Here is a 25826-nt window from a genome sequence, read left to right as displayed (position 1 = left end):
CGGCGGCCGCGCCCGTATCAATCGCCCCGGCGTCAATCGCCCCACAGGCGCGCGGCCCCGCGCACGCCCGAGGAATCGCCCCATCTGGCCGGGACGATCCGCCCATCCCAGTGGTCGGAGAAGACATGGCGGCCCACGGCCTGCGGCAGGCGGTCATAAAGCTCGAGCACGTTCGACATCCCGCCGCCCAGCACGAAGACTTCCGGATCGGCCAGATTCACCACCATGGCCAGGCCGCGTCCCAGCCGCTGGATATAGCGGTCGAGGGCGGCGGCGGCCTCCGCATCGCCCGCACGCGCCGCGTCCACGATCGCCTGCGCCTTCCACGCCCGCCCGGTCGCAGCTTCATGATCGCGCTGGAAGCCCGTCCCGGACACCCAGGTCTCCAGACAGCCGCTCAGGCCGCACCAGCAGGCGGGGCCGGGCGCTTCTTCCGCTGCGGGCCAGGGCAGGGAGATGTGGCCGATCTCGGCGGCGACCCCGTGCGCCCCTTCGACCAGCTTGCCGTCGATGACCAGTCCTCCGCCGCAGCCGGTGCCCAGGATGACGCCGAACAGGCTGGCGGCGCCCGCGCCTGCGCCGTCGGCGGCCTCCGACAGGGCCAGGCAGTTGGCGTCGTTGGCCAGCCGCACCGGGCGGCCGAGCGCGGCCTGCAGGTCCTCGGCGAAGCGGCGGCCGTTCAGATAGACGGAGTTGGCGTTGCGGATCATGCCGGTGCGCGGCGAGGGCGACCCCGGTATGGCCAGCCCGACCGAGCGCGCCGGGCCCGCCTCGGCCTCGACCCGGCGTACCAGGTCGGCGACCAGGGCCAGGGCGGCGTCATAGCTTCCGGGGTTGGGCTCGCGGATGCGCGCGGCGAAGGCGCCCGCCTCGTCCAGCGCCGCCGCCTCGATCTTGGTGCCGCCGAAGTCGATTCCGATCCGCATGGCCGGGAGGTAGCACGAGAGGCGTCGGGCGTCGTGTGCGGAACCCTCTCCCGATGGGAGAGGGTAGGAGAATGGCCTCAGCCCGCGCCGAACACCTTGGCCATCAGCCGCTCCAGCGCCTCGGCGTCCACGGCGTCGAAGGCGGCCTTCTCGGTGGCGTCCACGTCCAGAACCGCGATCAGGCCGCCCGCGGCGTCCAGCACCGGCACCACGATCTCGCTGGCTGAGCGGCTGTCGCAGGCGATGTGGCCGGGGAAGGCGTGGACGTCCTCGACCACCTGGGTCTGGCGCGTGCGGGCCGCCGCGCCGCACACGCCGCGCGCGAAGGGAATGCGCAGGCAGCCCAGCGTCCCCTGATAGGGGCCGACCACCAGCTCCTCCTCTTTGGCCGCGTCCACCACGTAGAAGCCGGTCCAGAAGAAGGCCGGGAAGGCGTCGGCCAGCATGGAGGCGACGGTGGCCATGCGCGCCGTCAGGTTCGGCTCGCCGTCCAGCACGGCCAGAATCTCGGCCTCGACCTCGGCATAGCGTTCGGCCTTGTCGGCGGGGCGGTCGTCGCGGGCGACGTAGGACATGCGGTTTCCTCGGGACGGCAATCGCTTCTCCCTAGGGCGCCGCGCTCCGGGGGCCAAGCCGCTCTCGGCCGGATCACCCGCGATGGAGGCAAGCGCTTCAGGAAAGACGTAATGATGACAAGGATTTAACGCGCACGCCTGCATCCGAGGCGGGCGCGCGCGGTCTCTTTCGGGAACAGGCCTTCCGGCCGCTGACAACTGAAGGAAAACGCATATGTTCACCGCCGTCGCCGCCGCCCTGGCTCTGGCTGCAGCCCCTCCCGTCGCCCCCTCCGCTGCGGACGCCGACGACGCCATGCGCGTCTCGTTCGGCGACCTGACCCTGGAACGGCCCGAGGACGCGGCCATTCTGGCGGGCCGGATTCAGGCGGCCGCGGCCCACTATTGTGATCGCCATCGCGTCGTCGTCACTCCTCGCGCGGCCGGCGCGCCGCATCAGTGCCGAGCCCATGTCGAACATGCCCTGGTCGCCGCCCTGCCGCCCGCCGATTGGCGCGCGGTGCGCCTGGCCCAGATCGAACGCCGTCGCGGGCGCTAGACCAGCGACGCGCCTCTTTCAGCGACGGTTCTTCATTGAGGGTGGTAGGCCCGGAGGGACTCGAACCCCCAACCAGACCGTTATGAGCGGTCGGCTCTAACCATTGAGCTACGGGCCCCCGAAGCAGGGAGACGTGCCTAGCAGGCGGCGCGGCGGCTGCAAAGACGCCGCGGACCTGTCAGGGTTTTCACGTCGATGAATGGAACCTGCATGGGGGGCGGGCGCGTTGGTTCAGCCTGAAAAGGCCAAGGTAGGCTCAACGGTCGGCGCCGACGCCGGCTGAAATCACGACGGAGACTTCGATGACCCGCACCGCGCGCGCCCTGATGCTGGGCACGACCTTGGGCACGGCCCTGATGGCCCTGGCGGCGCCGGCCGTCGCGTCTGCTCAATCCCAGCCCGGCGGCGCCTCCCCGATGCCGATGATGCACGCCATGGTCCAGCAACCCGCTCTGAACCTGTCGGCCTATGGCGAGGTCAAGGTCGCGCCAGATCAGGCGACCATCAACTTCGGCGTCGTCACCGAGGCTGCGACCGCCCAGGCGGCCATGGCCCAGAACGCCCAGCAGATGACCCGCGTGGTCGCCGCCCTGCGCCGCGCCGGCATCGCCGAGCGCGACATCCAGACCTCGGGCCTGAACCTGTCGGCGCAGTACGACTATCAGCAGAACGAGCCGCCCAAGCTGCGCGGCTATCAGGCCTCGAACCGCGTCACGGTGACGATCAACGACCTGGCCAAGGTCGGAACGACCGCCGACGCCGTGGTCGCGGCGGGCGTCAATCAGATCGACGGCATCGGCTTCGGCCTGAAGGACCCCAAGGCGGCCGAGGACCAGGCGCGGCTGCTGGCCGTGCGCGCCTTGCAGGACAAGGCGCGGCTGTACGCCCAGGCCCTGGGGGTGCAGTTGGGCCAGGTGCGCTCGCTGACCGAGGGCGGCGGCTATGCGCCCGAGCCGCCGCGCCCCGTCGCCATGTACGCCCGCGTCGCCATGGACTCCGCCGCCTCGACGCCGGTCTCGGCGGGCGAACTGACCGTGCGCATCGACATCAGCGGGACGTATGACATCGGGCGCTAATCTCCGAACCCTCTCCTATTGGGAGAGGGCTTGAGCGCACGAGAGCGAAGCGATCGTTCTTGCGCGAAAGGGTGAGGGTTCCTGGGTGAAGTCGGCCGAAGGCCGTCGCGCGGCGGCTTGCGCCGACGGAAAGGACAAGCCCCTCACCCTTTGGCTGCTCCGCGCCGCCCTTCGGGTCGCCTTGGCCAATCGCCTCCGGCTCTTGGAGGCTCAAGCCCTCTCCCGCCGGGAGAGGGGATGCGTTTCTGCACCACCATTACCGAGCCGTCATTTGACGCGCCCGATAGGGGCCTTATTCTTGGACCTTGGCCGCCTGTGGCCGCGATCCTGGACGCCCGCCTCCTCATGAAGCAGTTCTTCCTCACCATGCTCGGCGTCTTCGCCGGGCTTGTGGCCTTCTTCATCGTCCTGCCGGTCGTGGCCATCCTGTTCTTCGCCGTGGCGGCGAGCGCCTCCAAGCCGACCACGCCCGCCCATACGGTGCTGGAGCTGGACCTGCGCAGCGGCCTGAGCGACCAGACCTCGGCCAATCCCTTCGCCTCCTTCGGCGGGCCCAGCCTGTCGGTGATCCAGGTCGTCGACGTCCTGGCCCAGGCCGAGAAGGACGACAATGTGAAGGTCCTGCTGGTGCGCGCGCCCGAGGCCGGGATGACGCCCGCCTCGGCCGACGAGGTGCGCCAGGCGATCGCCCGCTTCCGCGCCTCGGGCAAGACGGTCATCGCCCACAGCCAGGGCTTCATGCCCGTGGGCGCTGTCATGTCCAGCTATATGGTCGCCGCCTCGGCCGACCAGCTGTGGCTGCAAAACACCGCCAACTTCCAGGCCGTGGGCCTGGCGACCGATAGCCTCTTCCTGGGCCGCGCCTTCCAGAAGTACGGCGTCAAGGCCGACTTCGAGCAGCGCTACGAATACAAGAACGCCGTCAACGAATTCACCCAGAGCGACTTCACCGCCCCGCACCGCGAGGCCATGCTGGCCTGGATGGGCTCCATCCACGACAGCGCCATCGCCAACATCGCCCGCGACCGCAAGACCACGCCCGAGGCCCTGAAGGCCGTCGTCGAGGCCGGCCCCTATTCGGCCGATCAGGCCCTGTCGCTGAAGCTGGTCGACAAGATCGGCCAGGTCGAGGAGGCCGAGGCCGCCGCCAAGGAGAAGGCGGGCAAGGGCGCCAAGATCGTCGCCTTCGGCGACTACGCCTCGCTGAAGGGCACGCGCACGACCTCGGGCTCGGGGACGGCCAAGTCGGCCATCGCCATCGTCGGCGGCGAGGGCGCCATCATGACCGGCCGCGGCGCCAATGATTCGCCCTTCGGCGGCGGCTCCAACATCCGCTCGGACGACACGGCCAAGGCCATCTATGACGCCATCGAGGACAAGGACGTGAAGGCCATCGTCTTCCGCGTCTCCTCGCCGGGCGGCTCGCCCGAGGCGTCCGAGCAGATTCTGGCCGCCGTGCGCGCGGCCAAGGCGGCGGGCAAGCCGGTGGTGGTGTCCATGGGCGCCTATGCCGCGTCCGGCGGCTATTGGGTCAGCTCCGAGGCCGACTGGATCGTGGCCCAGCCCTCGACCCTGACCGGCTCGATCGGCGTCTTCGGCGGCAAGTTCGTGCTGGCCGACGCCCTGGGCCGGTTCGGCGTGGACATGCGGGGCCTGTCGGTCGGCGGCGACTACGCCGACGCCTTCACCTCGACGCAAGGCTTCGATCAGGGCCAGCGCGCCGCCTTCGCCGCCTCGATGGACCGCATCTACGAAGAGTTCGTCGCCCGCGTGGCCAAGGGCCGCAAGCTGCCGGTCGAGCGCGTGCGCGAGATCGCCAAGGGCCGCGTCTGGACCGGCGCCCAGGCGCACGGCCTGGGCCTGGTCGACCAGCTGGGCGGCCTGAACGAGGCCGTCGCCAAGGCGCGCGACCTGGCCAAGATTCCGGCGTCGGAGAACGTCCGCTTCAAGCGCTTCCCGACGCCGCTGTCGCCGTGGGAGGCCCTGGCCTCGGCCTTCGGCGCCTCGGGCCAGGCCGCCGAGGCCATGGTCAGGGTCGGCCAGGTCATGGGCGACCCCGCCGCCCAGGCCATGCTGAACCGCGTCGAGGCCGACCGTCTGCGCAGCCGCGGCGCCGTGGTCCTGGCCGACCAGCCGGTCTTCTGAGGCTTCCGCGACCGCAAATGTGACTGATGCGTGATGTCGCAGTCCATTGACCGTTCAGGTCGATGGACCGACATTGCGCCTTCAGGCGTTCATCAGGGCGCCGAGAGAGGCTTTGAGTTCATGATCCAGTCCGACCCGATGGGCCAGCTTGGCTTCAACGCGCGCCGTCGGCCCGGCTCCAGCGTCCTGGCGCCCTTCGTCTGGCTCGCGGGCCTGGTGGCCACCGCCCTGGCCGTCACGGTCGGTGCCCTGCTGGCCGTCTTCACCGCCGCCGCCGTGGCCATGATCGCCGTGGTGGCGGGCGTCCTGGTCTTCTTCGCCGGCTTCGCCCTGCGCGCCCGCCGCGCCATGACCGCGCGCCGCCGTCGCGACGAGGGCGTCATCGACGCCAAGAAGGTCGGCGACACCTGGGTGGCCTACGGCTGGGAAAAGGAAGGGCGCTGACAGCGGCCTCATGACTTCCTACACCGACGCGCCGTCCCCGAACTTCGACGCCCGGCGCGGCCCGCCGGACATGCTGGTGCTGCACTACACGGGCATGCCCACGGCCGAGGAGGCGATCGCCCGCCTGCGCGACCCCGAGGCCAAGGTCTCGGCCCACTATGTCGTCGACGAGGACGGCTCGGTCCTGCGCCTGGTGCCCGAGGAGCGCCGCGCCTGGCACGCGGGCCGCGGCGCCTGGCAGGGCGAGACCGACGTCAACGGCGCCTCCATCGGCCTCGAGATCGTCAACCCGGGCCACGAGTTCGGCTATCGCCCCTTTCTCGAGGCGCAGCTCCAGGCGGTGATCGCCCTGGTCGGCGACATCCGCACGCGCTGGTCCATCCCCGACGCCCGCATCATCGCCCACTCCGACATGGCGCCCGAGCGCAAGCAGGACCCGGGCGAGCTCTTCCCCTGGAAGCGCCTGGCCGAGGCCGGGCACGGCCTGTGGTTCGAGCCGGCGGCCGAGCGCATCGGCGCCCTCGGCGCGGCCCTGTCACCGGGGGACGAGGGGCTGGGGGTGATCGTGCTGCGCTCGGGCCTGCACCGCCTGGGCTACGGACTTCAGCCGGGCGGCGCCTATGACGAGGAGACGCGCCTGACGGTCGAGGCCTTCCAGCGCCACTGGCGGCCGGACCGCGTCGACGGCGTGGCCGACGGCGAGACCCGCGCGCGTTTGGTGGGGTTGCTGCAACTGGCCGCCGTCGAGAGCGTGACGGGCGTGCTGGATTAACACGGCCGCGACGCCTCTCCCTCCCCGTCCCGGGGAGGGTGGTCGCGCAGCGACCGGGTGGGGGCGGCTGGGTGATACAGGCGCCACCCGATCCGTTTTTTCCGCCGTCATCCTCGGGCTTGACCCGAGGATCCAGCCGTCCGCCTGTCGCGTCCGCATCGCCCTGCCGTCCCCACCCGGTTTCGCCCTTTCCGGCTCAACCACCCTCCCCGGGACGGGGAGGGAGAGGGTGGCGCTTCGTCTCTCACATTGACCTTCGCCCCGTTCGCGCGCACTTAGGCCGCGTCAGACGGCCGGGCGGTCGCGGCGGGGGCTTGCTCCTGTCGAGGAAAGTCCGGGCTCCACGGTGAAAAGGCGGCGGGTAACGCCCGCCCGGGGCGACCCGAGGGATAGCGCCACAGAAAGCAAACCGCCTGGGCTTCGGCCCGGGGAAGGGTGAAAGGGTGGGGTAAGAGCCCACCGCGTCGGCGGCAACGTCGACGGCATGGCAAGCCCCGCCTGGAGCAAGACCAAATAGGGACGTCGCGCGGCCTCGGCCGCAGGGCTCACCGCCCCAGGCGTCCGGGTAGGTCGCGAGAGCCGTCCAGCAATGGCCGGCCCAGAGGAATGATCGTCGCCGCTTTCGAGCGGAACAGAACCCGGCTTACAGGCCGTCTGGCATTATATCTTGCCCTACCGCGCTTCGCGCTGCTTGAGGGCTTTATTGTCGCCCTAACGGCCGTTCGGCCTGCTTGAGGGCGTTGAGGCTAAACCCTCTCCCATCGGGAGAGGGTTGTCTCTCCTCATTAACCATTCCGTTGAAACCGTGGCGTTAGAAGCCGTCCACAGCCTGTGAATACTCTATTTGTTCCATGTATGTTCTGGTTTCGCGGGCCCGACGGCCCTCGCCAACCGCAAATTAGGTTAAAGCACGTCAACTGATCCCATTGAGACCCATCTGATCCCATGCTATCCCAATGGTTCATGAGTAGGGGCTGAAGCCCGACGCGTGGGCTTTTCAACGGATTTCAGGGACGGGCCGCAGGGTTCGATAGGGCAGGGCGTGTTTCTCTCGACCTACGAGAAGCAGCTGGACGGCAAGCGCCGTCTCCTCATCCCCCAGGAATTCCGTACGGCTGAGAACGGCGCTGAGCACGGCGTCTTCTGCTTCCCCTCCATCGAAGCCGATTGCCTTGAAGCGGGCGGCGACAAGCTGTTCGCCGAATATCGCACCGTGATCGAGAGCCTGCCGTTCGGCGACCCCTACCGCTCGGCGCTGGAGGCTTCGATCTTCGGCGAGCAGAAGCCGCTGGCTTATGACTCGGGCGGCCGCATCACCCTGCCGGAACATCTGTGCGCCGAGGTCGACCTGTCCGACACGGTCGTCATCTACGGCGTCGGCGAGCGCTTCCAGATCTGGAACAAGGACAAGTGGGCCGCGCACCGCGCCGAGCAGCGCCGCATGGCGCGCGAGGGCCTGAAGCAGTTCGGCGAGATGCGTCGTCAGGCCCAAGGTCAGGCGCTGGCGGCGAAGTCGGGAGGGGCGGCATGACCTCTTCGCACGCGCCCGTCCTGCTGGCCGAGGTGATCGAGGCGCTCGCCCCCAAGCCGGGCGACGTCATCATCGACGCCACCTTCGGAGCCGGCGGCTACACCCGCGCCATCCTTGAGCGCGGCGCCGAGGTCGTGGCTCTGGATCGCGACCCGACGGTGCAGCCGTTCGCCGAGGCCGTGGCGCGCGACTTCCCCGATCGCTTCCAGCTGATCCGGACGCCCTTCTCCGGTCTGGCCGAGGCGTTCGCCGAGAGCGGCAAGGCGAAGCTGGACGGCGCCGTCTTCGACATCGGCGTCTCGTCCATGCAGTTGGACCAGGCCGAGCGCGGCTTCTCTTTCATGCGCGACGGGCCGCTGGACATGCGGATGAGCGACGAGGGCGAGACCGCCGCCGACATCGTCAACACCTGGGACCACGGGCCGCTGGCCCATATCTTCAAGCTGTACGGCGATGAACGCCAGTCGGGCCGGGTGGCTGCGGCCATCCTGCGCCGCCGGGTCGAGCAGCCGTTCACCCGCACGCTCGATCTGGCCGAGGTGGTGGAAAAGGCTCTGGGCGGGCGCCGCGGCGCGGCCATCCATCCCGCGACCCGCGTGTTTCAGGCCTTGCGCATCGCCGTCAACGACGAACTGGGCGAGCTGGAGCGCGGGCTGGAGGCGGCCGAGGCGACGCTGGCGCCCGGCGGGCGACTGGTCGTCGTCACCTTCCATTCGCTGGAAGACCGCATGGTCAAGGCCTTCCTGACCGAGCGCACCGGCAATGCGCCGGGCGGCTCGCGCCATGCGCCGGTTGCGGTGGAGACGCGCAAGCCCAGCTTCGATCTGCTGTTCAAGGGCGCGCGCGAGGCGGGCGAGGCCGAGCTGGCCGCCAACCCCCGCGCCCGCTCGGCCAAGCTTCGCGCGGCGGTGCGGACGGACGCACCGGCGTGGGGCGCGGCGAAGGGGAGGGGCGCATGATCGCCGTGCCCGCCCCGGTCCAGCGTCTGTTCGAGTGGAAGGTGCGCGGCGTGCGCTGCGTCGAGATCATCGGCGTGGCCTGCGTCCTGGCCCTGGTCTTCTCGGTCTATATCGCCAAGGCGGCCGCCGCGCGCGAAAGCGCCGAGATCAGCCGCATCGAGCGCGACATCCGTGAGAACCGGCAGCGGGTCCGCCTGCTGCGCGCCGAGGTCACGCGCCTGGAGCAGCCCGCGCGTCTGGAGGCCCTGTCGCGCGAGATCGGCCTGGGGCCGGTCGACGTGAAGAAGCAGGCGGGCGAGGCGGCCCTGACCGAGATCGCGCCGCCGCCGGCGGTGGAGAAGCCGGTCGCGCCGCCCGTCGCGCCCGCGCCCGCGCCCGCGGCCGACCCTGCGGCGGAGGTCGTGCAATGAGCGTGCATGACCATCACGGCATGGGCTATCGCGCGCGGCCGTCGGCCACCTTGGGCGGCGCCATGGCGGCCTGGGGGCGCTGGGTCGCCGCCGTCGTCTGGAACCTGGAGCATTCGTTCGAGCGCGCCCGCGCCGACGCTCGCCCGGAAGAGGACACCCGCGTCCGCATCTTCGTGATCATGGCCGCCTTCTGCGTGGTCTTCGCCTGCCTGACCCTGGGCGCGGCGCACGCGGCCTTGCTGGCGCCGCGCGGCGGATCGGGCGCGGGATTCCATCCGGGCGCCCTGACGCGCGCCGATCTGGTGGATCGCAACGGCCGGCTGCTGGCGACGAACATCACCCACTACGGCCTCTACATCGATCCGCGGGAGGTCTGGGACATCCCGGCCGCCAAGGCCCAGCTGCGCCGCGCCCTGCCGCGCATTTCGGCCAGCCGTCTGGACAAGGTGCTGGGCGGGGAGCGCCGCCTGATCGTGCTGAACGGCCTGACCCCGGCCGAGCGCCGCGTGGTCCACGCCCTGGCCCTGGGCGGGGTGACGTTCGAGCCGGAAGACCGCCGCGTCTATCCGCTGGGCACCTCGGCCGTGCACCTGATCGGCCGGTCGGACACGGGCGGCGAGGGCGTGGCCGGCGCCGAGCTGGCCTTCGACAAGGAGATCCGCGCGGCGGGCGCCGCCGGCGAGGACTTCCAGCTGTCCATCGACCTGCGGGTTCAGGGCGTGGTCGAGAACGAACTGGCCATCGCCGCCGAACAGGTGAAGGCCAAGGGCGCCATCGCCGTGGTCGCCGACGTCCAGACCGGCGAGATCCTGGCCATGGCGTCGTGGCCGACCTACGACGCCAACCGCCGCAACGCCGCCCCGGAAGACGCGCTGCTGAACCGCGTCACCTCGGCCCACTATGAGATGGGCTCGGTGTTCAAGAGCTTCACCGTCGCCGCCGGCATCGACACCGGCCGCGCCGACATGAACACCCTGTTCGACGCCTCCCAGGCGCTGCAGATCGGCAAGCGCCGCATCACCGACTACCATGCCACCAACAAGGTGCTGACGCTGGAGGAGGTCTATCTGCACTCGTCCAACATCGGCACCTCGCGCCTGGCGGTCGAGATGGGCGGCGACGTGATGCGCGACTACTTCCGCCGCCTGGGCCTGCTGGACGCCGCGCCGATCGAGCTGAAGGAATCGGCCAGTCCGCCCAAGGTGCGCAAGTGGGACGACAGCACCCTGGCGTCGCTGTCCTTCGGCTACGGCATCATGGTCACGCCGATCCAGTATGTGGCGGCCTACGGCGCCCTGGTGAACGGCGGCCGCTACGTCGCCCCGACCCTGCGCAAGGGCGGTCGTCCGAACGCCGCGACGCGCCAGGTGGTCTCGGCCGAGACCTCGACGACCATGCTGGACCTGATGCGCCGCAACGTGACGCGCGGCTCGGGCCGGTTCGCCGACGCGCCGGGCCTGCGCATGGGCGGCAAGACGGGCTCGGCCAATAAGCTGGTCAACGGCCGCTATGACCCGGCCACGGCCGTCGGCACCTTCGCCGGGGTCTTCCCCGCCGACGGGCCGGTCAACGCCAAGCGCTACACCGTCTTCGTGCTGATGGACGAGCCGGGGACCTATCCGCGCACCGGCGGCTATGTCGCCGCGCCCGTCGTGGGCCGCATCGCCGACCGCATCGCCGGCTTCCTGGGCGTCGAGCGCAAGGCCGACCGCTGGTCGACCGCCCTCGGCGAAAAGATTCCCGAGTTCGAGGACGTGGAGGGCGACGGCCGATGAGCCCTCTTCGCCTCTCCGAACTGCTGCGCCGCGACGTCTCGTCAGACCCCGAGATCACCGCCGTCACCGCCGACAGCCGACAGGTCGTGCCCGGCGCCCTGTTCGTCGCCCTGCCCGGGACGCAGGCCGACGGCCGCGCCTTCATCCCCCAGGCGCTCGCAAAAGGGGCGGTCGCTGTCCTGGCCCCGTCCGACACGCCTGCGGGCGCGGCCCCGGTCCTGGTCGGATCGGGCGACGTGCATCGGGCCTACGCCATCGCCGCGCGCGCCTTCTACGGCGCCCAGCCGCGCACCTGCGTCGCGGTGACCGGCACCAACGGCAAGACCTCGGTCGCTAACTTCTGCCGCCAGATCTGGGCGGGGATGGGCCTGAAGTCGGCCAGCATGGGCACCCTGGGCGTCGTCGGCCAGAAGGGCGACAAGACCTATGCCCTGACCGGCCCCGGCCTGACCAGCCCCGACGCCGCCGAGGCCGCCCGCCTGCTGGCCGAACTGGCCCGCAAGGAGGTGACGCACCTGGCGCTGGAGGCCTCGTCCCACGGCATCGAGCAGCGGCGACTGGACGGGGTGGCCATCCGCGCCGCGGGCTTCACCAACCTGACCCAGGACCACCTCGACTATCACGGCACCATGGAGGACTACCGCGCCGCCAAGCTGCGGCTGTTCGAGGCCCTGCTGCCGCGCGGCCGCACCGCCGTGCTGAACGCCGATTCCGACGCCTATTCGGCCTTCGCCTCGGCCTCGATCATGGCGGGGCTGGGCGTCATGGGCGTGGGCGAGCGCGGGCGCGACCTGACCCTGCTGGCGCGCCGGGCGACGCCGGAGGGCCAGCGCCTGACCCTCGACGCGCGCGGCCGGGTGCATGACATTCTGCTGCCGCTGGCGGGGGCGTTCCAGGCGTCCAACGCCCTGGTCGCGGCGGGCCTGTGCATCGCCGGCGGCGAAGACCCCGACCGGGTCATCCCGGCGCTGGAGCTGATCCAGGGCGCCCAAGGCCGCCTGCAACGCATTCCGGGCGAAGCCAAGCGGGGCGGCGAGGTCTATGTCGACTACGCCCACACCCCCGACGGGCTGGAGACGGTGCTGAACGCCCTGCGCCCCCACGCGACCGGCCGTCTGATCGTCGTCTTCGGCGCGGGCGGCGACCGCGACCGGGCCAAGCGGCCGCTGATGGGCGAGATCGCCGGACGCCTGGCCGACGTGGCCATCGTCACCGACGACAATCCACGCTCGGAAGACCCCGCCGCCATCCGCGCCCAGGTGCGCGCCGGCTGCCCCGACGCCCTGGAGATCGGCGACCGCCGCGAGGCCATCCGCCACGCCGTATCGCTGATGCGCGAAGGAGATGTGGTCGTGATCGCCGGAAAAGGGCATGAACAGGGTCAGATCGTCGGCGGGGTCGTGCATCCTTTCGACGACGCCACCGAAGCGACCGAAGCCCTGCGCGACCATGCCTGACGCCCAAACGCCGCTCTGGACCGCCGAAGCCATCGCCTCGGCGACCGGCGGCCAACTCCACGGACCCGACGCTGATGTCTCGGGCCTGACCTACAACAGCCGCGAGATTCAGCCGGGCGACCTGTTCCTGGCCTTGCACGGCGCGCGCGACGGGCATGAGTTCGCGTCCGCCGCCTTCGCCGCCGGGGCCGCGCTCGCCCTGGTCGACCGACCCGTGGAGGGCGGGCCCTATGTCCTGGTGCCCGACACCCTGAAAGGGCTGGAGGCGCTGGGCGTCGCCGCGCGCGAGCGCGCCCGCCTGCGCGGCGCCGTCACCGGCAGCGTCGGCAAGACCAGCGTGACCCAGGCGATCAAGGCGGGCCTCGATCTTGCCGGGTCCAGTCACGCCTCGATCAAGAGCTACAACAACCACATCGGCGTGCCCCTGACCCTGGCGCGGACGGCGCACGGCACCGACCGGGCCGTGTTCGAGATCGGCATGAACCATCCGGGCGAGATCGGGCCGCTGTCGGCCTTCGTGCGCCCGCACGCCGCCTGCGTCACCACGGTCGGCCCGGTGCACATCGAGGCCTTCGCCGACGGCGAGGCGGGCGTGGCGCGTGAAAAGGCCGCCATCTTCCAGGGGCTGGTCCCCGGCGGGATCGCCGTGGTCAACGCCGCCGACGCCTATGCCGACATCGTGCGTCAGGGCGCGCTGGACGCGGGGGCCGTCGTCCGCACCTTCGGCCGCGAGGCGGGCTGCGACGCGCGTCTGCTGGACTTCACGCCCGGCAGCGAGGGCGCGACCGTCACGGCCGAGCTGGACGGTCAGCGGATCGAGTATCGCCTGGCCCAGTCGGGCGTTCACTGGGGCCTGAACAGCCTGTGCGTCATCCTGATGCTGCAGGCGCTGGACGTGTCGCTGGACACCGCCTTGCAGGCCCTCGCCGGCTTCCAGCCGCTGGCCGGTCGCGGCCAGATGAAGACGGTCGCAGTGCCCGGCGGCGCCTTCACCCTGATCGACGAGAGCTACAACGCCAATCCGCTGTCGATGAAGGCGGGCTTCGTCAGCCTGGGCGCCAAGCCCGTCGGGCCGGGCGGTCGTCGCGTCGTCGTCCTGACCGACATGCTGGAGCTAGGCGAGCACAGCCGCGCCCTGCACGAGGGCCTGGCTCCGGCCATCGCGGCGGCCGGACTGGACGTGGTGCACGCGGCGGGACCGCAGATGCGCCTGCTTTACGACATCCTTCCGCCGTCGCTGCGGGGCCAATGGCGCGAAACCGCCGCCGAACTGGCCGCGGAAGCGAAAAGTCTGGTCCAGCCGGGCGACGCGGTCATGGTCAAGGGATCGAACGGGTCCAAGGCGTCGCTGGTCGCGGCGGCCCTGGCCAGGCTCGGAATTGAAGACGAAGGCGACAACCCCTCAAACAGCGGCGCGCCGCGCGCGACGCGATAGGGTCACTCCATAATGTTCTACCTGCTTTACCTCTACTATGCGGATATCGCTCGGGAATATCCGCTGCTGCACCTGATCCAGTATCAGACGGTGCGCGTCGCCCTGGCCATGGCCACGGCCATGATCGTCGCCGTCGCCATGGGCAGCCGCTTCATCAACTGGATCCGCGCCAAGCAGGGCAAGGGCCAGCCGATCCGCGACGACGGGCCGGTCAGCCACCTCTCCAAGGTCGGCACCCCGACCATGGGCGGGCTGATGATCCTGGCCGGCATCGGCGTGGCGGTCTTCCTGTGGGGCGACCTGACCAATCCCTACATCTGGATCGTGTCCCTGGTGACCGCCGCCTTCGGCGTGCTGGGCTTCATCGACGACTACGCCAAGGTGACCAAGCAGACCTCGGCGGGGCTGACGTCCAAGCAGAAGCTCCTGGCCCAGACGGTGGTGGCGGTGATCGCCGGCGTGCTGACCGTGCTGTGGATGACCCAGTCCCCGACCTCGCCGGGGCTCGAGACCTCGATCGCCTTCCCCTTCCTGAAGGCGGTGCTGCTGAACATCGGCTGGTTCTACGTGATCTTCGCCGCCTTCACGATCGTCGGCTTCTCCAATGCGGTGAACCTGACCGACGGCCTGGACGGCCTGGCCATCGTGCCGGTGATGATGGCGGCGGGCGCCTTCGGCGTCATCTCCTACCTAGTCGGCAACTTCCTGTTCGCCGAATACCTGCAGGTCCACTTCGTGCCCGGCGCGGGCGAGCTGGCCATCTTCTGCGCCGCCATCATCGGCGGGGGCATGGGCTTCCTCTGGTACAACGCCCCGCCGGCCAAGATCTTCATGGGCGACACCGGCTCCCTGGCCCTGGGCGGCGCCTTGGGCTCCATGGCCGTGGCCACCAAGCACGAGCTGGTGCTGGGCATCGTCGGCGGCCTGTTCGTCGTCGAGGCGGCCTCGGTCATGATCCAGGTCGGCTATTACAAGATGACCGGCAAGCGCATCTTCCTGATGGCGCCGATCCACCACCATTTCGAGAAGATGGGCTGGCCGGAATCCACCGTCGTCATCCGCTTCTGGATCGTCGCCGCCATGCTGGCCCTGGCCGGCCTGGCCACGCTGAAGCTGCGCTGATCCAATGGTCCCCGTTCCCGGCTTCGAGGGGCGTCGCGTCGCGGTCTTCGGCCTGGGCCGGTCCGGGATCACCGCCGCGCGCGCGTTGCAGGCGGGCGGGGCCATTCCGGTGCTGTGGGACGACGGCGTCTCGGGCCGGATGCAGGCCGAGGCCGAGGGCTTTGTGGTGGAGGACCTGACCCGCGCCGACTGGTCGGGCTTCGCCGCCCTGGTCCTGTCGCCCGGCGCGCCCCTGACCCATCCCCGGCCGCACTGGACGGTCGAGCGCGCCCATGCGGCGGGGGTGCCGGTCATCGGCGACGTCGAGCTGTTCGCCCGGGCGCTGGCGGCCTTGCCGGAAGGGCAGCGCCCGCGCGTCGTCGCCATCACCGGCACCAACGGCAAGTCGACCACCACGGCCCTGATCGGCTGGGTGCTGAAGTCGGCGGGGTTGAGCGTCCATATCGGCGGCAACATCGGCATCGGGGTCCTGGCCCTGCCGGCGCCGACGCCCGAGGCGGTCTATGTCATCGAGGTCTCGTCCTATCAGCTGGATTTGACGACGAGCTTCGCGCCCGACGTGGCCATCCTGACCAACATCAGCCCCGACCATCTGGACCGCCACGGCGGCATGGAGGGCTATGTCGCCGCCAAGCGCCGCATCTTCCAGGCGCAGGGGGCGGAGGCGCTGGCCCTGGTCGGCGTGGACGAGGCCTGGGGGCAGGGGATCGCGGCCGATCTGCGGGCGAGCGGACGACGGGTGGAGACGGTGACGTCCCTTCCTTCTCCCCTTGTGGGAGAAGGGTATGTGGCGGCGGCTGGAGCGTTGTCGGCGGACGGCGTGCTGCTGACCGACCTAACCCAGGCCCGCTCGCTGCCCGGACGGCACAACGCCCAGAACGCGGCCTTCGCCTATGCCGCCGCGCGGGCGCTGGGCGTGTCGCATGAGGCGGCGGTGGAAGGGCTACAAACCTTCCCCGGCCTGGCGCACCGGATGGAGGCCGTGGGCCGTCTGGGTTCCATCCGCTTCATCAACGATTCCAAGGCCACCAACGCCGACGCCGCGCGACAGGCTCTAGCCTCCTACGCCTCCGTCTTCTGGATCGCGGGCGGCAAGGCCAAGGAAGGCGGGATCGACTCCCTGCGCGACCTCTTCCCCCGCGTGGCCAAGGCCTATCTGATCGGCGAGGCCGCCGACGCCTTCGCCGTGACCCTGGCCCATGCGCCGCACGTCGTCGCCCACACCATGGAGCGCGCCGTCGAACTGGCCGCCGCCGACGCGGCCGCCGCCGGGGGCGAGCAGGTCGTCCTGCTGTCGCCCGCCTGCGCCAGCTTCGACCAGTTTCCCGATTTCGAGGTCCGGGGCGAGGCGTTCCGCGCCGCCGTCCTGGCCCTGGGCGCCCGGCCGGAGCCCGCCGCATGACGCACAACAGCTACAGCCATCCCTTTTCCCGCAACGATCAGAGTCTGATCGCGCGCTGGTTCTGGACGGTGGATCGCGGCCTGCTGGGCGCGGCGCTGACGCTGGTCGCCCTGGGCGTGGCGCTGAGCTTCGCCTCCAGCCCGGCGGCCATCCTGGCGGATGAGTCGATCACCGATCCCTTCCACTATTCCTGGCGGATGCTGGTGTGGGCGACCATGGGCGGCGCTTTGATGCTGGGGGCGTCGCTGCTGTCGCCGCGCGGGGTGCGACGCATCGCGGTGCTGGCGCTGGGCTGCGCCATCGTCGTCATGGCGGCCCTGCCCTTCATCGGCGACACGGTGAAGGGGGCGGCGCGCTGGGTGAACCTGGGGCCGTTCAGCCTGCAGCCGTCCGAGTTCGCCAAGCCCGGCCTGATCGTCTTCGCGGCCTGGATGTTCGCCGAGGCCCAGAAGGGGGAGGGCGTGCCGGGCGTCAGCATCGCCTTCGGCCTGTGGGCGCTGACGGTGGGCCTCCTGCTGATCCAGCCGGACATCGGCCAGACCCTTCTGATCACCACCACCTTCATGGCCGTCTTCTTCATGGCCGGGGTGCCGCTGAAATGGGTCGCGGCCCTGGCGGCGGCGGGCGCGGGCGGGGTGGTGTCGCTCTATTTCATGTTCAGCCACATGCGCGACCGCCTGAGCCGCTTCCTGTCGCCCGAGACCACCGACACCCACCAGATCGACCGCGCGTCGGAGGCCATCCGCGCCGGAGGGCTGGTCGGGCGCGGCATCGGCGAAGGCGTGATGAAGCGCCACGTGCCCGACCTGCACACCGACTTCATCTATTCCGTCGGGGCCGAGGAGTTCGGCCTGGTCCTGTCGCTGATCATGATCGGCCTCTACGCCTTCATCGTCATCCGCGGGATGAGGAAGGCGATGAAGCTGAACGACTCGTTCGAGCAGACGGCGGCGGCGGGGCTGTTCATGCTGATCGGGCTGCAGGCCTGCATCAACATCGCCGTGAACCTGAACCTGATCCCGACCAAGGGAATGACCCTGCCTTTCATCAGCTATGGCGGCTCGTCCATGATGGCCATGGGGCTGACCATGGGGTTCGCCCTGGCCCTGACCCGGCGCCGGCCGGGGGCCTATGAACTGGGCTCCAACGTCGCCCCGCGTCGCCGCCTGCTGCCGTGATCCGCTCCCTGTCATCCCGGAAGCCCGCAGGGCTATCCGGGACCGCTGAAAACGCCGCGCCTTGGGCGGTCCCGGCTCTTCGCTGCGCTGCGGCCGGGATGACGGTTGAGCGTGCGGCTGGGCTCGTCTCTAAGGGGGCGGCCAACAGATTGAGGTGTTCATGACCGCCAAGACCAAGGTCTGCGTCGTCGCCGCCGGGGGCACCGGCGGCCATATGTTCCCCGCCGAGGCCCTGGCGCGCGAGCTGTCGGCGCGCGGCTGGCGCGTGGTGCTGGCCACCGACCGGCGCGGCGAGCAATACGCCCACGCCTTTCCGGCCGAGGAGCGTCTGGCGCTGGACGCGGCGACGGGCTCGGGGCCGATCGGCCTGCTGAAGGCGGGCGTGGCCATCCTCAAGGGCGTGGGCCAGGCCAAGGCCGCGTTCGACCGTATCGGGGCGGACGTGGTGGTGGGCTTCGGCGGCTATCCGTCGGCGCCGGCCCTGGTCGCCGCCGTGGCGACGCGCCGCCCCACCCTGATCCATGAGCAGAACGCGGTCCTGGGCCGCACCAACCGCTTCCTGGCGTCCAGCGTGGGGACGGTGGCCTCGGCCTTTCCGACGCTGGGGCGCGCCTCGGACAAGGTGAAGGCGCGAGCCAAGGTCGTCGGCAATCCGGTGCGCCCGGACATCCGCGCCCTGTTCGACCGGGCCTACGCCGCGCCCAGCGCCGACGGCCCGATCCATGTGCTGGTCACCGGCGGCAGCCAGGGCGCCCGCATCCTGTCCGAGACCGCGCCGCGCGCCCTGGCGGCCCTGCCCGAGGCGATCCGCGACCGGCTGAAGGTGCAGCAGCAGTCGCGCCCCGAGACGCTGGAGAGCGCGCGCCAGATCTATCTCGACGCCGGGATCGAGGCCGAGGTGGCGCCCTTCTTCCGCGACATGGCCGAACGCCTGTCGAAGGCGCACCTGGTCATCGGCCGGGCCGGGGCCTCGACCTGTTCGGAGCTGGCGGTGGCGGCCCTGCCGTCGGTGCTGATCCCGCTTAAGATCGCCATGGACGACCACCAGACCCTGAACGCCCGCGCCCTGTCCGACGCCGGGGCGGCGCGGGTGATCGCCGAGGACGACCTGACGGTCGAGAGCCTGACGGCGGCGCTGGAGGAGATGCTGGCGGACCCGGCGACGCTGGCGGCGATGTCGGCGGCGGCGCGGTCGGTGGCGATCCCCGACGCGGCGCAGCGGCTGGCCGATTTGGTCGAGGCGGCCTCCTGAACCCTCTCCCACCGGGAGAGGGATGCGGGATGACGTGGCCGTTCGCGCCGTCTAACCTCCGCCCATGCCCCAGTTCGTCGTCGACCTGACCAACTCCGTCTTCGCCCTGTGGCGCCAGTTCCACTGGCTGCCGGAATGGGCGGTGATCTCGATCATCACCGTCGTCTTCGTCTTCATCGGCTGGGCGGCGAACCAGGTCGTCTTCGCCCTGCTGAAGCTGGCCGTGCGCAATCGCGACGAGTTCTGGAAGGGGATGCTGAACCGCGCCCGGCTCAAGGTGCGCATCGCGGTGATGATCATCGCCCTGGCCCTGGCGGTCACCGTGTCGCCGCTGGACCCCGATCCGTCGCTGTTCATCCGCCGCAGCCTGCTGTTCGGCTTCATCCTGGTGTGCGGCTGGATGCTGGCCGGGGCGGTGGACATGGGCGCCATCGTCCACCTGAAGAAGTTCAACATGGAGGCGGAGGACAACCTCCACGCCCGCAAGCACGTCACCCAGACGCGCATCCTGCAGCGGGTGGCCGCCATCCTGATCGGCCTGATCACCCTGGGGCTGGCGTTGCTGACCATTCCCGGCGTCAAGCAGTGGGGGCTGTCGCTGCTGGCCTCGGCGGGGGTGGTAGGCATCGTCGCCGGCCTGGCGCTGCAGCCCTTCCTGACCAATCTGATCGCGGGCATCCAGATCGCCACCTCCCAGCCGATCCGGCTGGACGACGCCGTCATCGTCGAGGGCGAGTGGGGCCGGGTCGAGGAGATCACCTCGACCTATGTCGTGGTCAAGCTGTGGGACTGGCGACGCATGGTCCTGCCGCTGACCTACTTCATCCAGAGGCCGTTCCAGAACTGGACGCGCGAGGACTCGCGCCTGATCGGCGTAGCCTTCCTCTATGTCGACTACGAAGCGCCCATCGACCGGCTGCGGATCAAGCTGGAGCAGATCGCCCACGCCTCGCCGCACTGGGACGGCGACGTGGTGGCCCTGCACGTCACCGACGTGACCGAGCGCGTCGCTCAGATCCGTTGCCTGACCAGCGCGCGCAACGCCTCGACCGCCTTCGACCTGCGCGCCGAGGTGCGCGAGAAGATGCTGGCCTTCATGCGCGATGAGTGCCCCGAGGCCCTGCCGCGCGACCGGCTGGAGCTGGATCGGGAGCGGCGCGGGCCGCCTCGCCGGATCGAGCAGGACTAGGGGCTAGTCCCGCATCCGCGCCCGGCCGACCCGCACCGCCTCGGCGGCCGTGGCCGCTTCGACCAGCGGCGCGACCCGGCCGCAGGCGACGTCCGCCAGTTCCGCCGCGTCCCCGCCCGGCGCGAAAGGATAGGGCGGGGCGGTTTCGGGCGTGATCGGCCCTTCGACGCCATCGCCGCGCAGGGAGGCGAAGTCCAGCCGATCCGCCGTGCCAGCCTCGCAGTCGAACCGCCACCAGGACCAGCCGCCGGCATAGGCCGCGCCGCCGATCATCATGTCCTCCTCGCTGACCTGCAGCGACCGCATCCGCACCCCGTCGCCGTCCGGCGTGATCGAGGCCAGGTCGGCGAAGACCGCGAACCGACCGACGCCGGTCAGGGCCAGTTCCATGGTCGGGGCCTCTTCGGACAGGGACGGGCCGACGGTCGCCAGGGCGACCGACAGCAGGACGGGGGTGATCGACATGACGGTCCTCTACATGACCCGGCGGCCGGTTGCGGTTAACCCTGTCCGCATACCCGCCGTTGAAACGGCCGCGCTAGACAGGGCCCATGTATCACGCGCCTTCCGGTTTCGACCCCTCCGGTCCGCCGCCCGACCGGCGCGGCCGCGCCCGCGCGCCGTTTCGCCAGGCGCGTCGGCCCGAGGAGCGGATCACCCTGCTGGGCGAACCGGTCGACCTGGTGCGGCCCGAAGAGATGCTGCTGCACGTCGAGCGCTGCGTCGAGGCGGGCGTCCAGAGCGTGGTCGCCAACCACAATCTGCACAGCCTCTACCTGATCCGGCGCACGCCGGGGATGCGCCGCCTGTATGACGCGGCTGACCTGATCGAGCTGGACTCGACGCCGCTGATCCATTTCGCTCGTCTGCTGGGCCATCCGGCGCGGCCGCAGCACCGCTGCACCTATCTGGACTGGCGCGACCATTTCTGGAGCCTGGCCGACCGCCAGGGCTGGCGCGTCCTCTATGTCGGCGGCGCCGACGGCGTGGCCGAGGAGGCGGCGCGGCGGCTGGCGGCGCGCTATTCGAACACGGCGGTGCAGGGGCTCAGCGGCTATTTCGACGCGACGCCGGGCTCGGCAAGCAATACGGCGGTACTGGCGGCGGTCAGGGATTTCGCCCCGGACGTGCTGTTCGTTGGCATGGGCATGCCGCGTCAGGAGCTGTGGATCGCCGACAATCTGGCGTCCCTGCCGCCGGTTCCGATCCTGCCGGTCGGCGCCGCCTTCGACTATGAGGCGGGCGTTCAGAAGGCCGCGCCGCGCTGGATGGGGCGGCTGGGCGTGGAGTGGCTGTTCCGCCTGTTCGCTGATCCGAAGCGGCTGTTCACCCGCTACTGCGTCGAGCCGTGGTTCCTGATCGGCCCGGCCCTGGCCGATGTGGGCGCGGCGAGAAAGCGCAGGGGCTGACTTTTTCCTCCCCATTCCATGGGGAGGTGGATCGGCGGCGCAGCCGACGAGACGGAGGGGCTGCTTGGTTCCGCCGCCGTAAGCCCCTCCACCACTTCGTGGTCCCCCTCCCCACGCAGTGGGGAGGAAAAGAGATCACGCCGTGACGATCTCTTCGGCCTGTTGCAGGTCGACGCTGACCAGCTGGCTCATGCCGCGCTCGGGCATGGTGACGCCGTACAGGCGGTCCATCCGGCTCATGGTCACCGGGTTGTGGGTGATGACGATGAAGCGGGTGTCGGTGCGGCTGCGCATCTCGTGCAGCATCCGGCAGAAGCGGTCGACGTTGGCGTCGTCCAGCGGCGCGTCGACCTCGTCCAGCACGCAGACCGGCGCCGGATTGGCCAGGAAGACGCCAAAGATCAACGCCGCCGCCGTCAGGGCCTGCTCGCCGCCGCTCATCAGGCTCATGACCGACAGCCGCTTGCCGGGCGGGCAGGCGTAGATCTCCAGCCCCGCCTCCAGCGGATCGTCGCTCTCGACCAGCTTCAGCTCGGCCTGGCCGCCGCCGAACAGGGCCTCGAACAGGGTCTTGAAGTTGGTGTTGATGACGTCGAAGGCGGCGATCAGCCGCTCGCGGCCCTCGGCGTTCAGTTCGTCGATGCCATCTCTGAGTTTGGCGATCGCCTGCGTCAGGTCGATGCGCTCGGTCTTCATGGCGCTGAGCCGGTCGCCGTATTCGGCGGCTTCTTCCTCGGCGCGCAGGTTGACGGCGCCCAGCGCCTCGCGCTCGCGCTCAAGCCCGTACAGCAGGCTCTCGGCTCCGGCCGCGTCGGGCGGGCGGGCGATGGCGTCGTCGGTCAGCTTCCGGCCCAGTTCCTCGGGCGACATCTGCGCCGTCTCGCGGATGTTGGCGGCGCTCTCGGCCAGCTTCTCGGCGGCGGCCTCGGCGCGGGCGGAAAGGCCCGCTCGGCTTTCGCGGGCGTGTGAGGCGGCCGTTTCGGCGGCGCGCGCGGCGCGGTCGGCTTCCTGAGCGCCCGCCTCGGCCACGGCGACGGCGTCGGTCGCCGCCTGCTTGCGCTTCTCCGCCTCGGCCAGGGCGTCCATCAGGGCGTTGCGCTGTTCGGCGAACCCGGCGGGCGCGGCCTGCGCCTTCGTCAGGGCCGCTTGAGCTTTTTCGGCGTCGCGCTCCAGCGTCTTGAGGCGGGCGGCGCTGTCGCTGGATCGCGTGACCCAGCCCTCGCGGGCGCGGGTCAGGCTGCCCAGCCGTTGCTCGCGCATGGCGCGGTCGCGGGCCTCCTCGTCGCGGGTCGAGCGGGCGGCCTGCGCCGCCAGACGGGCGCGTTCGGCCCCGCCGCGCGCCTCGGTCAGTTCCTGACGCAGGCCGACCACGACGTCGGAGGACGACTCCACCGAACTGGCCTCGGCGAAGGCGGCCTCGGCCTCCTGCACCTCGCCGTCCAGCCGGGCGACGGTCTCGTCCAGCGACTGGGCGCGGGCCTCCTTGCGGGCCTGATCGCGCATCAGGGATTCCAGCCGGTCGCGCGCCGAGACGACCTGCTTGTCCAGGGTGAAGGGGCGCAGGCGCGCAGCCTTGACCTCTTCTTCGGCGGCGCGGAAGGCGTCGCCCGCCGCCTTCAGCGCGGCTTGCGCTCTCTCCAGCGCGGGCTTGCCGAGGTCGATCTCGGCTTCCAGCTCCGACAGGCGCGTGCGCTGGGCCAGACGCACGGCGGCGGGACGCGGCGCCTCGGCGCGGCTGACGAAGCCGTCCCAGCGATAGAGGTCGCCCTCAACCGTCGTCAGGCGCGCGCCGCGCGGCAGGGCGCGGGCCAGTTCGGCGATCCGCCCGCGCGGGGCCACGCCGCAGAAGGCCAGACGCGCCGCCAACTGACCCGGCGCCGTCACATGGGCGGACAGGGGCTCGACGCCTTGCGGCCAGTCGGGCGGCGACGCGTCGGCGCCCGCCCAGTGCGCCGGGGCGCGGGCGTCCAGCGCGGCGTCCAGATCGTCGCCCAGCGCCGCCGCCAGCGCGGCTTCATAGCCCTTGGCCGCCGACACCTGATCCAGCGCCGGGGGATGCTCGCGCTTGCCGGTGACCAGCAGTTGGGCCAGGCCGCGCGCCTCGGTCTGCAGGCGGCCCAGCCGGTCTTCGGCGGCGCGGGCGGCGGTGCGCGCTTCCTGCTCGGCGCGGGCGATGTCGCTGCGTTTGGCTTCGGCAACCTCGACGGCCTCGCGCGCGGCGGCCAGGTCGGCCTGCGCCGTCTCTAGCGCCGTGCGTGCCGTTTCGATCTCGGGCGTCTCCAGCGGGCCGAGGGCCTCACGTTCACGGCGGGCCTGTTCGTGCTGGCTCTTCACCCGCGCCAACCGGGCCTCGGCGTCGCGCTTTCTGGCGCTTTCGGCGTTGGCGCGGGCCTCGACGGCGGCCAGCGTTCCGGCCAACCGTTCGACCTCGGCGTCGGCGGCCTTGCGCGCGTCTTCGGCCTCCAGCAGGGCGCGTTCCAGTTCGGGACCGCGCTCGGGAGCGGCGGCGATCTCGGCCTTCAGCTTCTCCAGCTCGCGGTCCAGCCGTTCCAGTTCGCGCCCGGCGTCGGCGGCCATGCCGTCTTCGCGCACGCGGTCGGCTTCGATGCGGGCGACCTCGGCCTTCAGGCGATCGACTTCGGCGCGCGCGGCCTGTTCAGCCATGTCCAGCCGGTCGCGCTCGATGATGGCGCGGTTCAGCAGGGCGGTGGCGACCGCGTCTTCTTCGCGCGCGGGCTTCAGCCCCTCCTGGGCGTTCAGGGCCGCGGTCTGGGCCGCCGCCGCCGCCGTGGTCGTTTCGGCCACCAGCCGGTCGGCCTCGCGCAGTTCGGCCGCCGCCGTCTCGGCCGCCGCCTTGGCGTCGGTCCAGCGGACGTAGAGCAGGGCCGCCTGCAGGGCGCGAATCTCGGCCGAGATCTTCTTGTATTTCTCGGCCTGACGCGCCTCGCGCTTCAGCCGGTTCAGGGTCGACTCCAACTCCTTGCCGATGTCGTCCAGGCGGTCGAGGTTGGTCTCGGCCGCCCGCAAGCGCAGCTCCGCCTCATGACGCCGGGTGTGCAGGCCCGCCACGCCTCCGGCCTCTTCAAGGATGCGGCGGCGGTTCTGGGGCTTGGCGGCGATCAGTTCGCTGATCTGGCCCTGACGCACCAGCGCCGGGCTGTTGGCGCCGGTCGAGGCGTCGGCGAACAGCAGTTGGACGTCCCGCGCCCGCACCTCCTTGCCGTTGATGCGATAGGTCGAGCCGCGTCCGCGCTCGATCCGGCGAGAGACCTCCAGCATCGGGCTGTCGGTGAAGGGCTGGGGTGCGCGCTTCTGGGCGTTGTCGATGGTCAGCTGGACTTCGGCATGGTTGCGCGGCGGGCGGCCCGCCGCCCCGGCGAAGATCACGTCCTCCATGCCCTGGCCGCGCATGGCCTTGGCCGAGTTGGCGCCCATGACCCAGCGCAGGCTTTCCAGCACGTTCGACTTGCCGCAGCCGTTCGGCCCGACGATGCCGGTCAGCCCGGCCTCGATGTGCACCTCGGCCGGGTCGACGAAGGATTTGAAGCCGACGAGCCGGAGGCGCTGGAACTGCATCGCGTCGGGGTCAGCGCGCCCGGATCAGCGGGTCGATGGCCGCCGACAGGGTCTCCAGCGACGGGTCGGCCATGCGCTTGCCGTTGACGAAGAAGGACGGCGTGCCCGTCACTCCTGCCGCCACCGCGCCCTCGACCTCGGCCTGCAGGGCCTGGCTGACGGCGGGGTCGGCCAGACAGGTCTCGATCTGCGCCTGGTTGCGGCCGCTGGCGGCGATGGCGTCCGTGAACCAGACGCGAGCGTCGCCCTTCTCGAAGGCGTCAGCCTGGCCGCGCATGAGGGCGTGGGCCACGTCAAAGAACTTGTCCGGCGCGGCGCAGCGGGCGATGCCCGCCGCCGTGGCCGCGACCTGGGCCGGGGCCGTGGGCATGTCGCGGAACACCAGCCGCACCTTGCCGGTGTCGATGTAGCGGGCCTTGAACTGGGGCAGGACGTCGTTGGTCCAGTGCGCGCAGTGACTGCAGGTGAAGGAGGCGTATTCGATCACCGTCACCGGCGCGTCGGCTCGCCCCATGATCCGATCCGCCGCCGTGACCGCCGGCACCGCCGTCGTGGTCGAGGCTGCGGTGCGGACGGGGTCGAGCGCGGCGGCCGGGGCGGCGCTCAGGCCGACGACGGCCAGGGCGGACAGAAGAGACAGGATGCGACGGGTCAT

At 70.9% G+C, this 25826-nt stretch carries 22 protein-coding genes, 1 tRNA gene and 1 other RNA gene; 18 read left to right on the top strand and 6 right to left on the bottom strand.

Annotation, left to right across the window (positions count from 1 at the left end; all coding sequences use genetic code 11):
• Window positions 1–32: 32 nt before the first annotated feature.
• Together D8I30_RS01810 and D8I30_RS01805 are read right to left on the bottom strand one after the other, a co-directional pair.
• A complete protein-coding gene (locus D8I30_RS01810) occupies window positions 33–926 on the bottom strand; it encodes an ROK family protein (RefSeq protein WP_121481214.1) in 894 nt (297 codons plus the stop codon).
• A gap of 77 nt (window positions 927–1003) precedes the next feature.
• A complete protein-coding gene (locus D8I30_RS01805) occupies window positions 1004–1501 on the bottom strand; it encodes a GAF domain-containing protein (RefSeq protein WP_121481213.1) in 498 nt (165 codons plus the stop codon).
• Between the two features lie 214 nt (window positions 1502–1715).
• Here D8I30_RS01805 and D8I30_RS01800 point away from each other — a divergent pair, with 214 nt between their 5' ends.
• Window positions 1716–2039 (top strand): UrcA family protein, encoded by a 324-nt coding sequence (locus D8I30_RS01800; RefSeq protein ID WP_121481212.1) that lies wholly within the window; start codon window positions 1716–1718, stop codon window positions 2037–2039.
• A gap of 42 nt (window positions 2040–2081) precedes the next feature.
• Here D8I30_RS01800 and D8I30_RS01795 read toward each other — a convergent pair.
• Window positions 2082–2157: transfer RNA gene (locus D8I30_RS01795), tRNA-Ile, on the bottom strand.
• A 184-nt stretch (window positions 2158–2341) separates the two neighbouring features.
• Here D8I30_RS01795 and D8I30_RS01790 point away from each other — a divergent pair.
• From D8I30_RS01790 to D8I30_RS01715, 16 genes are all read left to right on the top strand, one after another.
• On the top strand, window positions 2342–3115 hold the full coding sequence (locus tag D8I30_RS01790; RefSeq protein ID WP_121481211.1) for an SIMPL domain-containing protein: 774 nt from the start codon (window positions 2342–2344) through the stop codon (window positions 3113–3115).
• Between the two features lie 345 nt (window positions 3116–3460).
• Entirely contained in the window at window positions 3461–5260 is a 1800-nt protein-coding gene (gene sppA / locus D8I30_RS01785) for a signal peptide peptidase SppA (protein ID WP_121483344.1), read from the top strand.
• 120 nt (window positions 5261–5380) lie between these two features.
• Entirely contained in the window at window positions 5381–5704 is a 324-nt protein-coding gene (locus tag D8I30_RS01780; protein ID WP_240387286.1) for a hypothetical protein, read from the top strand.
• A gap of 10 nt (window positions 5705–5714) precedes the next feature.
• Window positions 5715–6476, top strand: coding sequence for an N-acetylmuramoyl-L-alanine amidase (locus D8I30_RS01775; RefSeq protein WP_121481209.1), 762 nt, complete (start codon window positions 5715–5717; stop codon window positions 6474–6476).
• Window positions 6477–6761: 285 nt separating this feature from the next.
• Window positions 6762–7138, top strand: an RNA gene (gene rnpB, locus D8I30_RS01770) — RNase P RNA component class A.
• A 380-nt stretch (window positions 7139–7518) separates the two neighbouring features.
• Window positions 7519–8007 (top strand): division/cell wall cluster transcriptional repressor MraZ, encoded by a 489-nt coding sequence (locus D8I30_RS01765; protein ID WP_121481208.1) that lies wholly within the window; start codon window positions 7519–7521, stop codon window positions 8005–8007.
• Entirely contained in the window at window positions 8004–8966 is a 963-nt protein-coding gene (rsmH, locus tag D8I30_RS01760; RefSeq protein ID WP_121481207.1) for a 16S rRNA (cytosine(1402)-N(4))-methyltransferase RsmH, read from the top strand. Before D8I30_RS01765 ends, rsmH begins: the two co-directional genes overlap by 4 nt.
• Window positions 8963–9376, top strand: a complete 414-nt coding sequence (gene ftsL, locus D8I30_RS01755; protein ID WP_121481206.1) for a cell division protein FtsL — start codon at window positions 8963–8965, stop codon at window positions 9374–9376. Before rsmH ends, ftsL begins: the two co-directional genes overlap by 4 nt.
• On the top strand, window positions 9373–11151 hold the full coding sequence (locus D8I30_RS01750; RefSeq protein ID WP_121481205.1) for a peptidoglycan D,D-transpeptidase FtsI family protein: 1779 nt from the start codon (window positions 9373–9375) through the stop codon (window positions 11149–11151). The genes ftsL and D8I30_RS01750 overlap by 4 nt, the downstream gene beginning before the upstream one ends.
• A complete protein-coding gene (locus D8I30_RS01745; RefSeq protein ID WP_121481204.1) occupies window positions 11148–12608 on the top strand; it encodes a UDP-N-acetylmuramoyl-L-alanyl-D-glutamate--2,6-diaminopimelate ligase in 1461 nt (486 codons plus the stop codon). Before D8I30_RS01750 ends, D8I30_RS01745 begins: the two co-directional genes overlap by 4 nt.
• The gene (locus tag D8I30_RS01740) at window positions 12601–14043 is read left to right on the top strand and encodes a UDP-N-acetylmuramoyl-tripeptide--D-alanyl-D-alanine ligase (protein ID WP_121481203.1); all 1443 of its coding nucleotides are present in this window, start codon (window positions 12601–12603) and stop codon (window positions 14041–14043) included. Before D8I30_RS01745 ends, D8I30_RS01740 begins: the two co-directional genes overlap by 8 nt.
• Before the next feature lie 12 nt (window positions 14044–14055).
• The gene (mraY, locus tag D8I30_RS01735) at window positions 14056–15165 is read left to right on the top strand and encodes a phospho-N-acetylmuramoyl-pentapeptide-transferase (protein ID WP_121481202.1); all 1110 of its coding nucleotides are present in this window, start codon (window positions 14056–14058) and stop codon (window positions 15163–15165) included.
• A gap of 4 nt (window positions 15166–15169) precedes the next feature.
• Window positions 15170–16567 (top strand): UDP-N-acetylmuramoyl-L-alanine--D-glutamate ligase, encoded by a 1398-nt coding sequence (murD, locus tag D8I30_RS01730; RefSeq protein WP_121481201.1) that lies wholly within the window; start codon window positions 15170–15172, stop codon window positions 16565–16567.
• On the top strand, window positions 16564–17745 hold the full coding sequence (gene ftsW, locus D8I30_RS01725) for a putative lipid II flippase FtsW (RefSeq protein WP_121481200.1): 1182 nt from the start codon (window positions 16564–16566) through the stop codon (window positions 17743–17745). The genes murD and ftsW overlap by 4 nt, the downstream gene beginning before the upstream one ends.
• Before the next feature lie 160 nt (window positions 17746–17905).
• Window positions 17906–18997 (top strand): undecaprenyldiphospho-muramoylpentapeptide beta-N-acetylglucosaminyltransferase, encoded by a 1092-nt coding sequence (gene murG / locus D8I30_RS01720; RefSeq protein WP_121483343.1) that lies wholly within the window; start codon window positions 17906–17908, stop codon window positions 18995–18997.
• Between the two features lie 64 nt (window positions 18998–19061).
• Window positions 19062–20186, top strand: coding sequence for a mechanosensitive ion channel family protein (locus D8I30_RS01715; protein ID WP_121481199.1), 1125 nt, complete (start codon window positions 19062–19064; stop codon window positions 20184–20186).
• Between the two features lie 3 nt (window positions 20187–20189).
• Here the strand turns inward: D8I30_RS01715 and D8I30_RS01710 are convergent, their stop codons facing one another.
• Entirely contained in the window at window positions 20190–20651 is a 462-nt protein-coding gene (locus D8I30_RS01710; protein WP_121481198.1) for a hypothetical protein, read from the bottom strand.
• A gap of 86 nt (window positions 20652–20737) precedes the next feature.
• Between D8I30_RS01710 and D8I30_RS01705 the strand changes: the two genes are divergently transcribed.
• The gene (locus D8I30_RS01705) at window positions 20738–21595 is read left to right on the top strand and encodes a WecB/TagA/CpsF family glycosyltransferase (protein WP_121481197.1); all 858 of its coding nucleotides are present in this window, start codon (window positions 20738–20740) and stop codon (window positions 21593–21595) included.
• 135 nt (window positions 21596–21730) lie between these two features.
• Here D8I30_RS01705 and D8I30_RS01700 read toward each other — a convergent pair whose 3' ends face one another.
• Together D8I30_RS01700 and D8I30_RS01695 are read right to left on the bottom strand one after the other, a co-directional pair.
• On the bottom strand, window positions 21731–25171 hold the full coding sequence (locus D8I30_RS01700) for an AAA family ATPase (RefSeq protein WP_121481196.1): 3441 nt from the start codon (window positions 25169–25171) through the stop codon (window positions 21731–21733).
• A 10-nt stretch (window positions 25172–25181) separates the two neighbouring features.
• Window positions 25182–25826 (bottom strand): DsbA family protein, encoded by a 645-nt coding sequence (locus tag D8I30_RS01695; RefSeq protein WP_121481195.1) that lies wholly within the window; start codon window positions 25824–25826, stop codon window positions 25182–25184.

Origin of the sequence: Brevundimonas naejangsanensis (assembly GCF_003627995.1) — a bacterium.
GTDB lineage: Bacteria > Pseudomonadota > Alphaproteobacteria > Caulobacterales > Caulobacteraceae > Brevundimonas > Brevundimonas naejangsanensis_B.
This window is presented reverse-complemented; position numbering and strand designations above follow the sequence as displayed.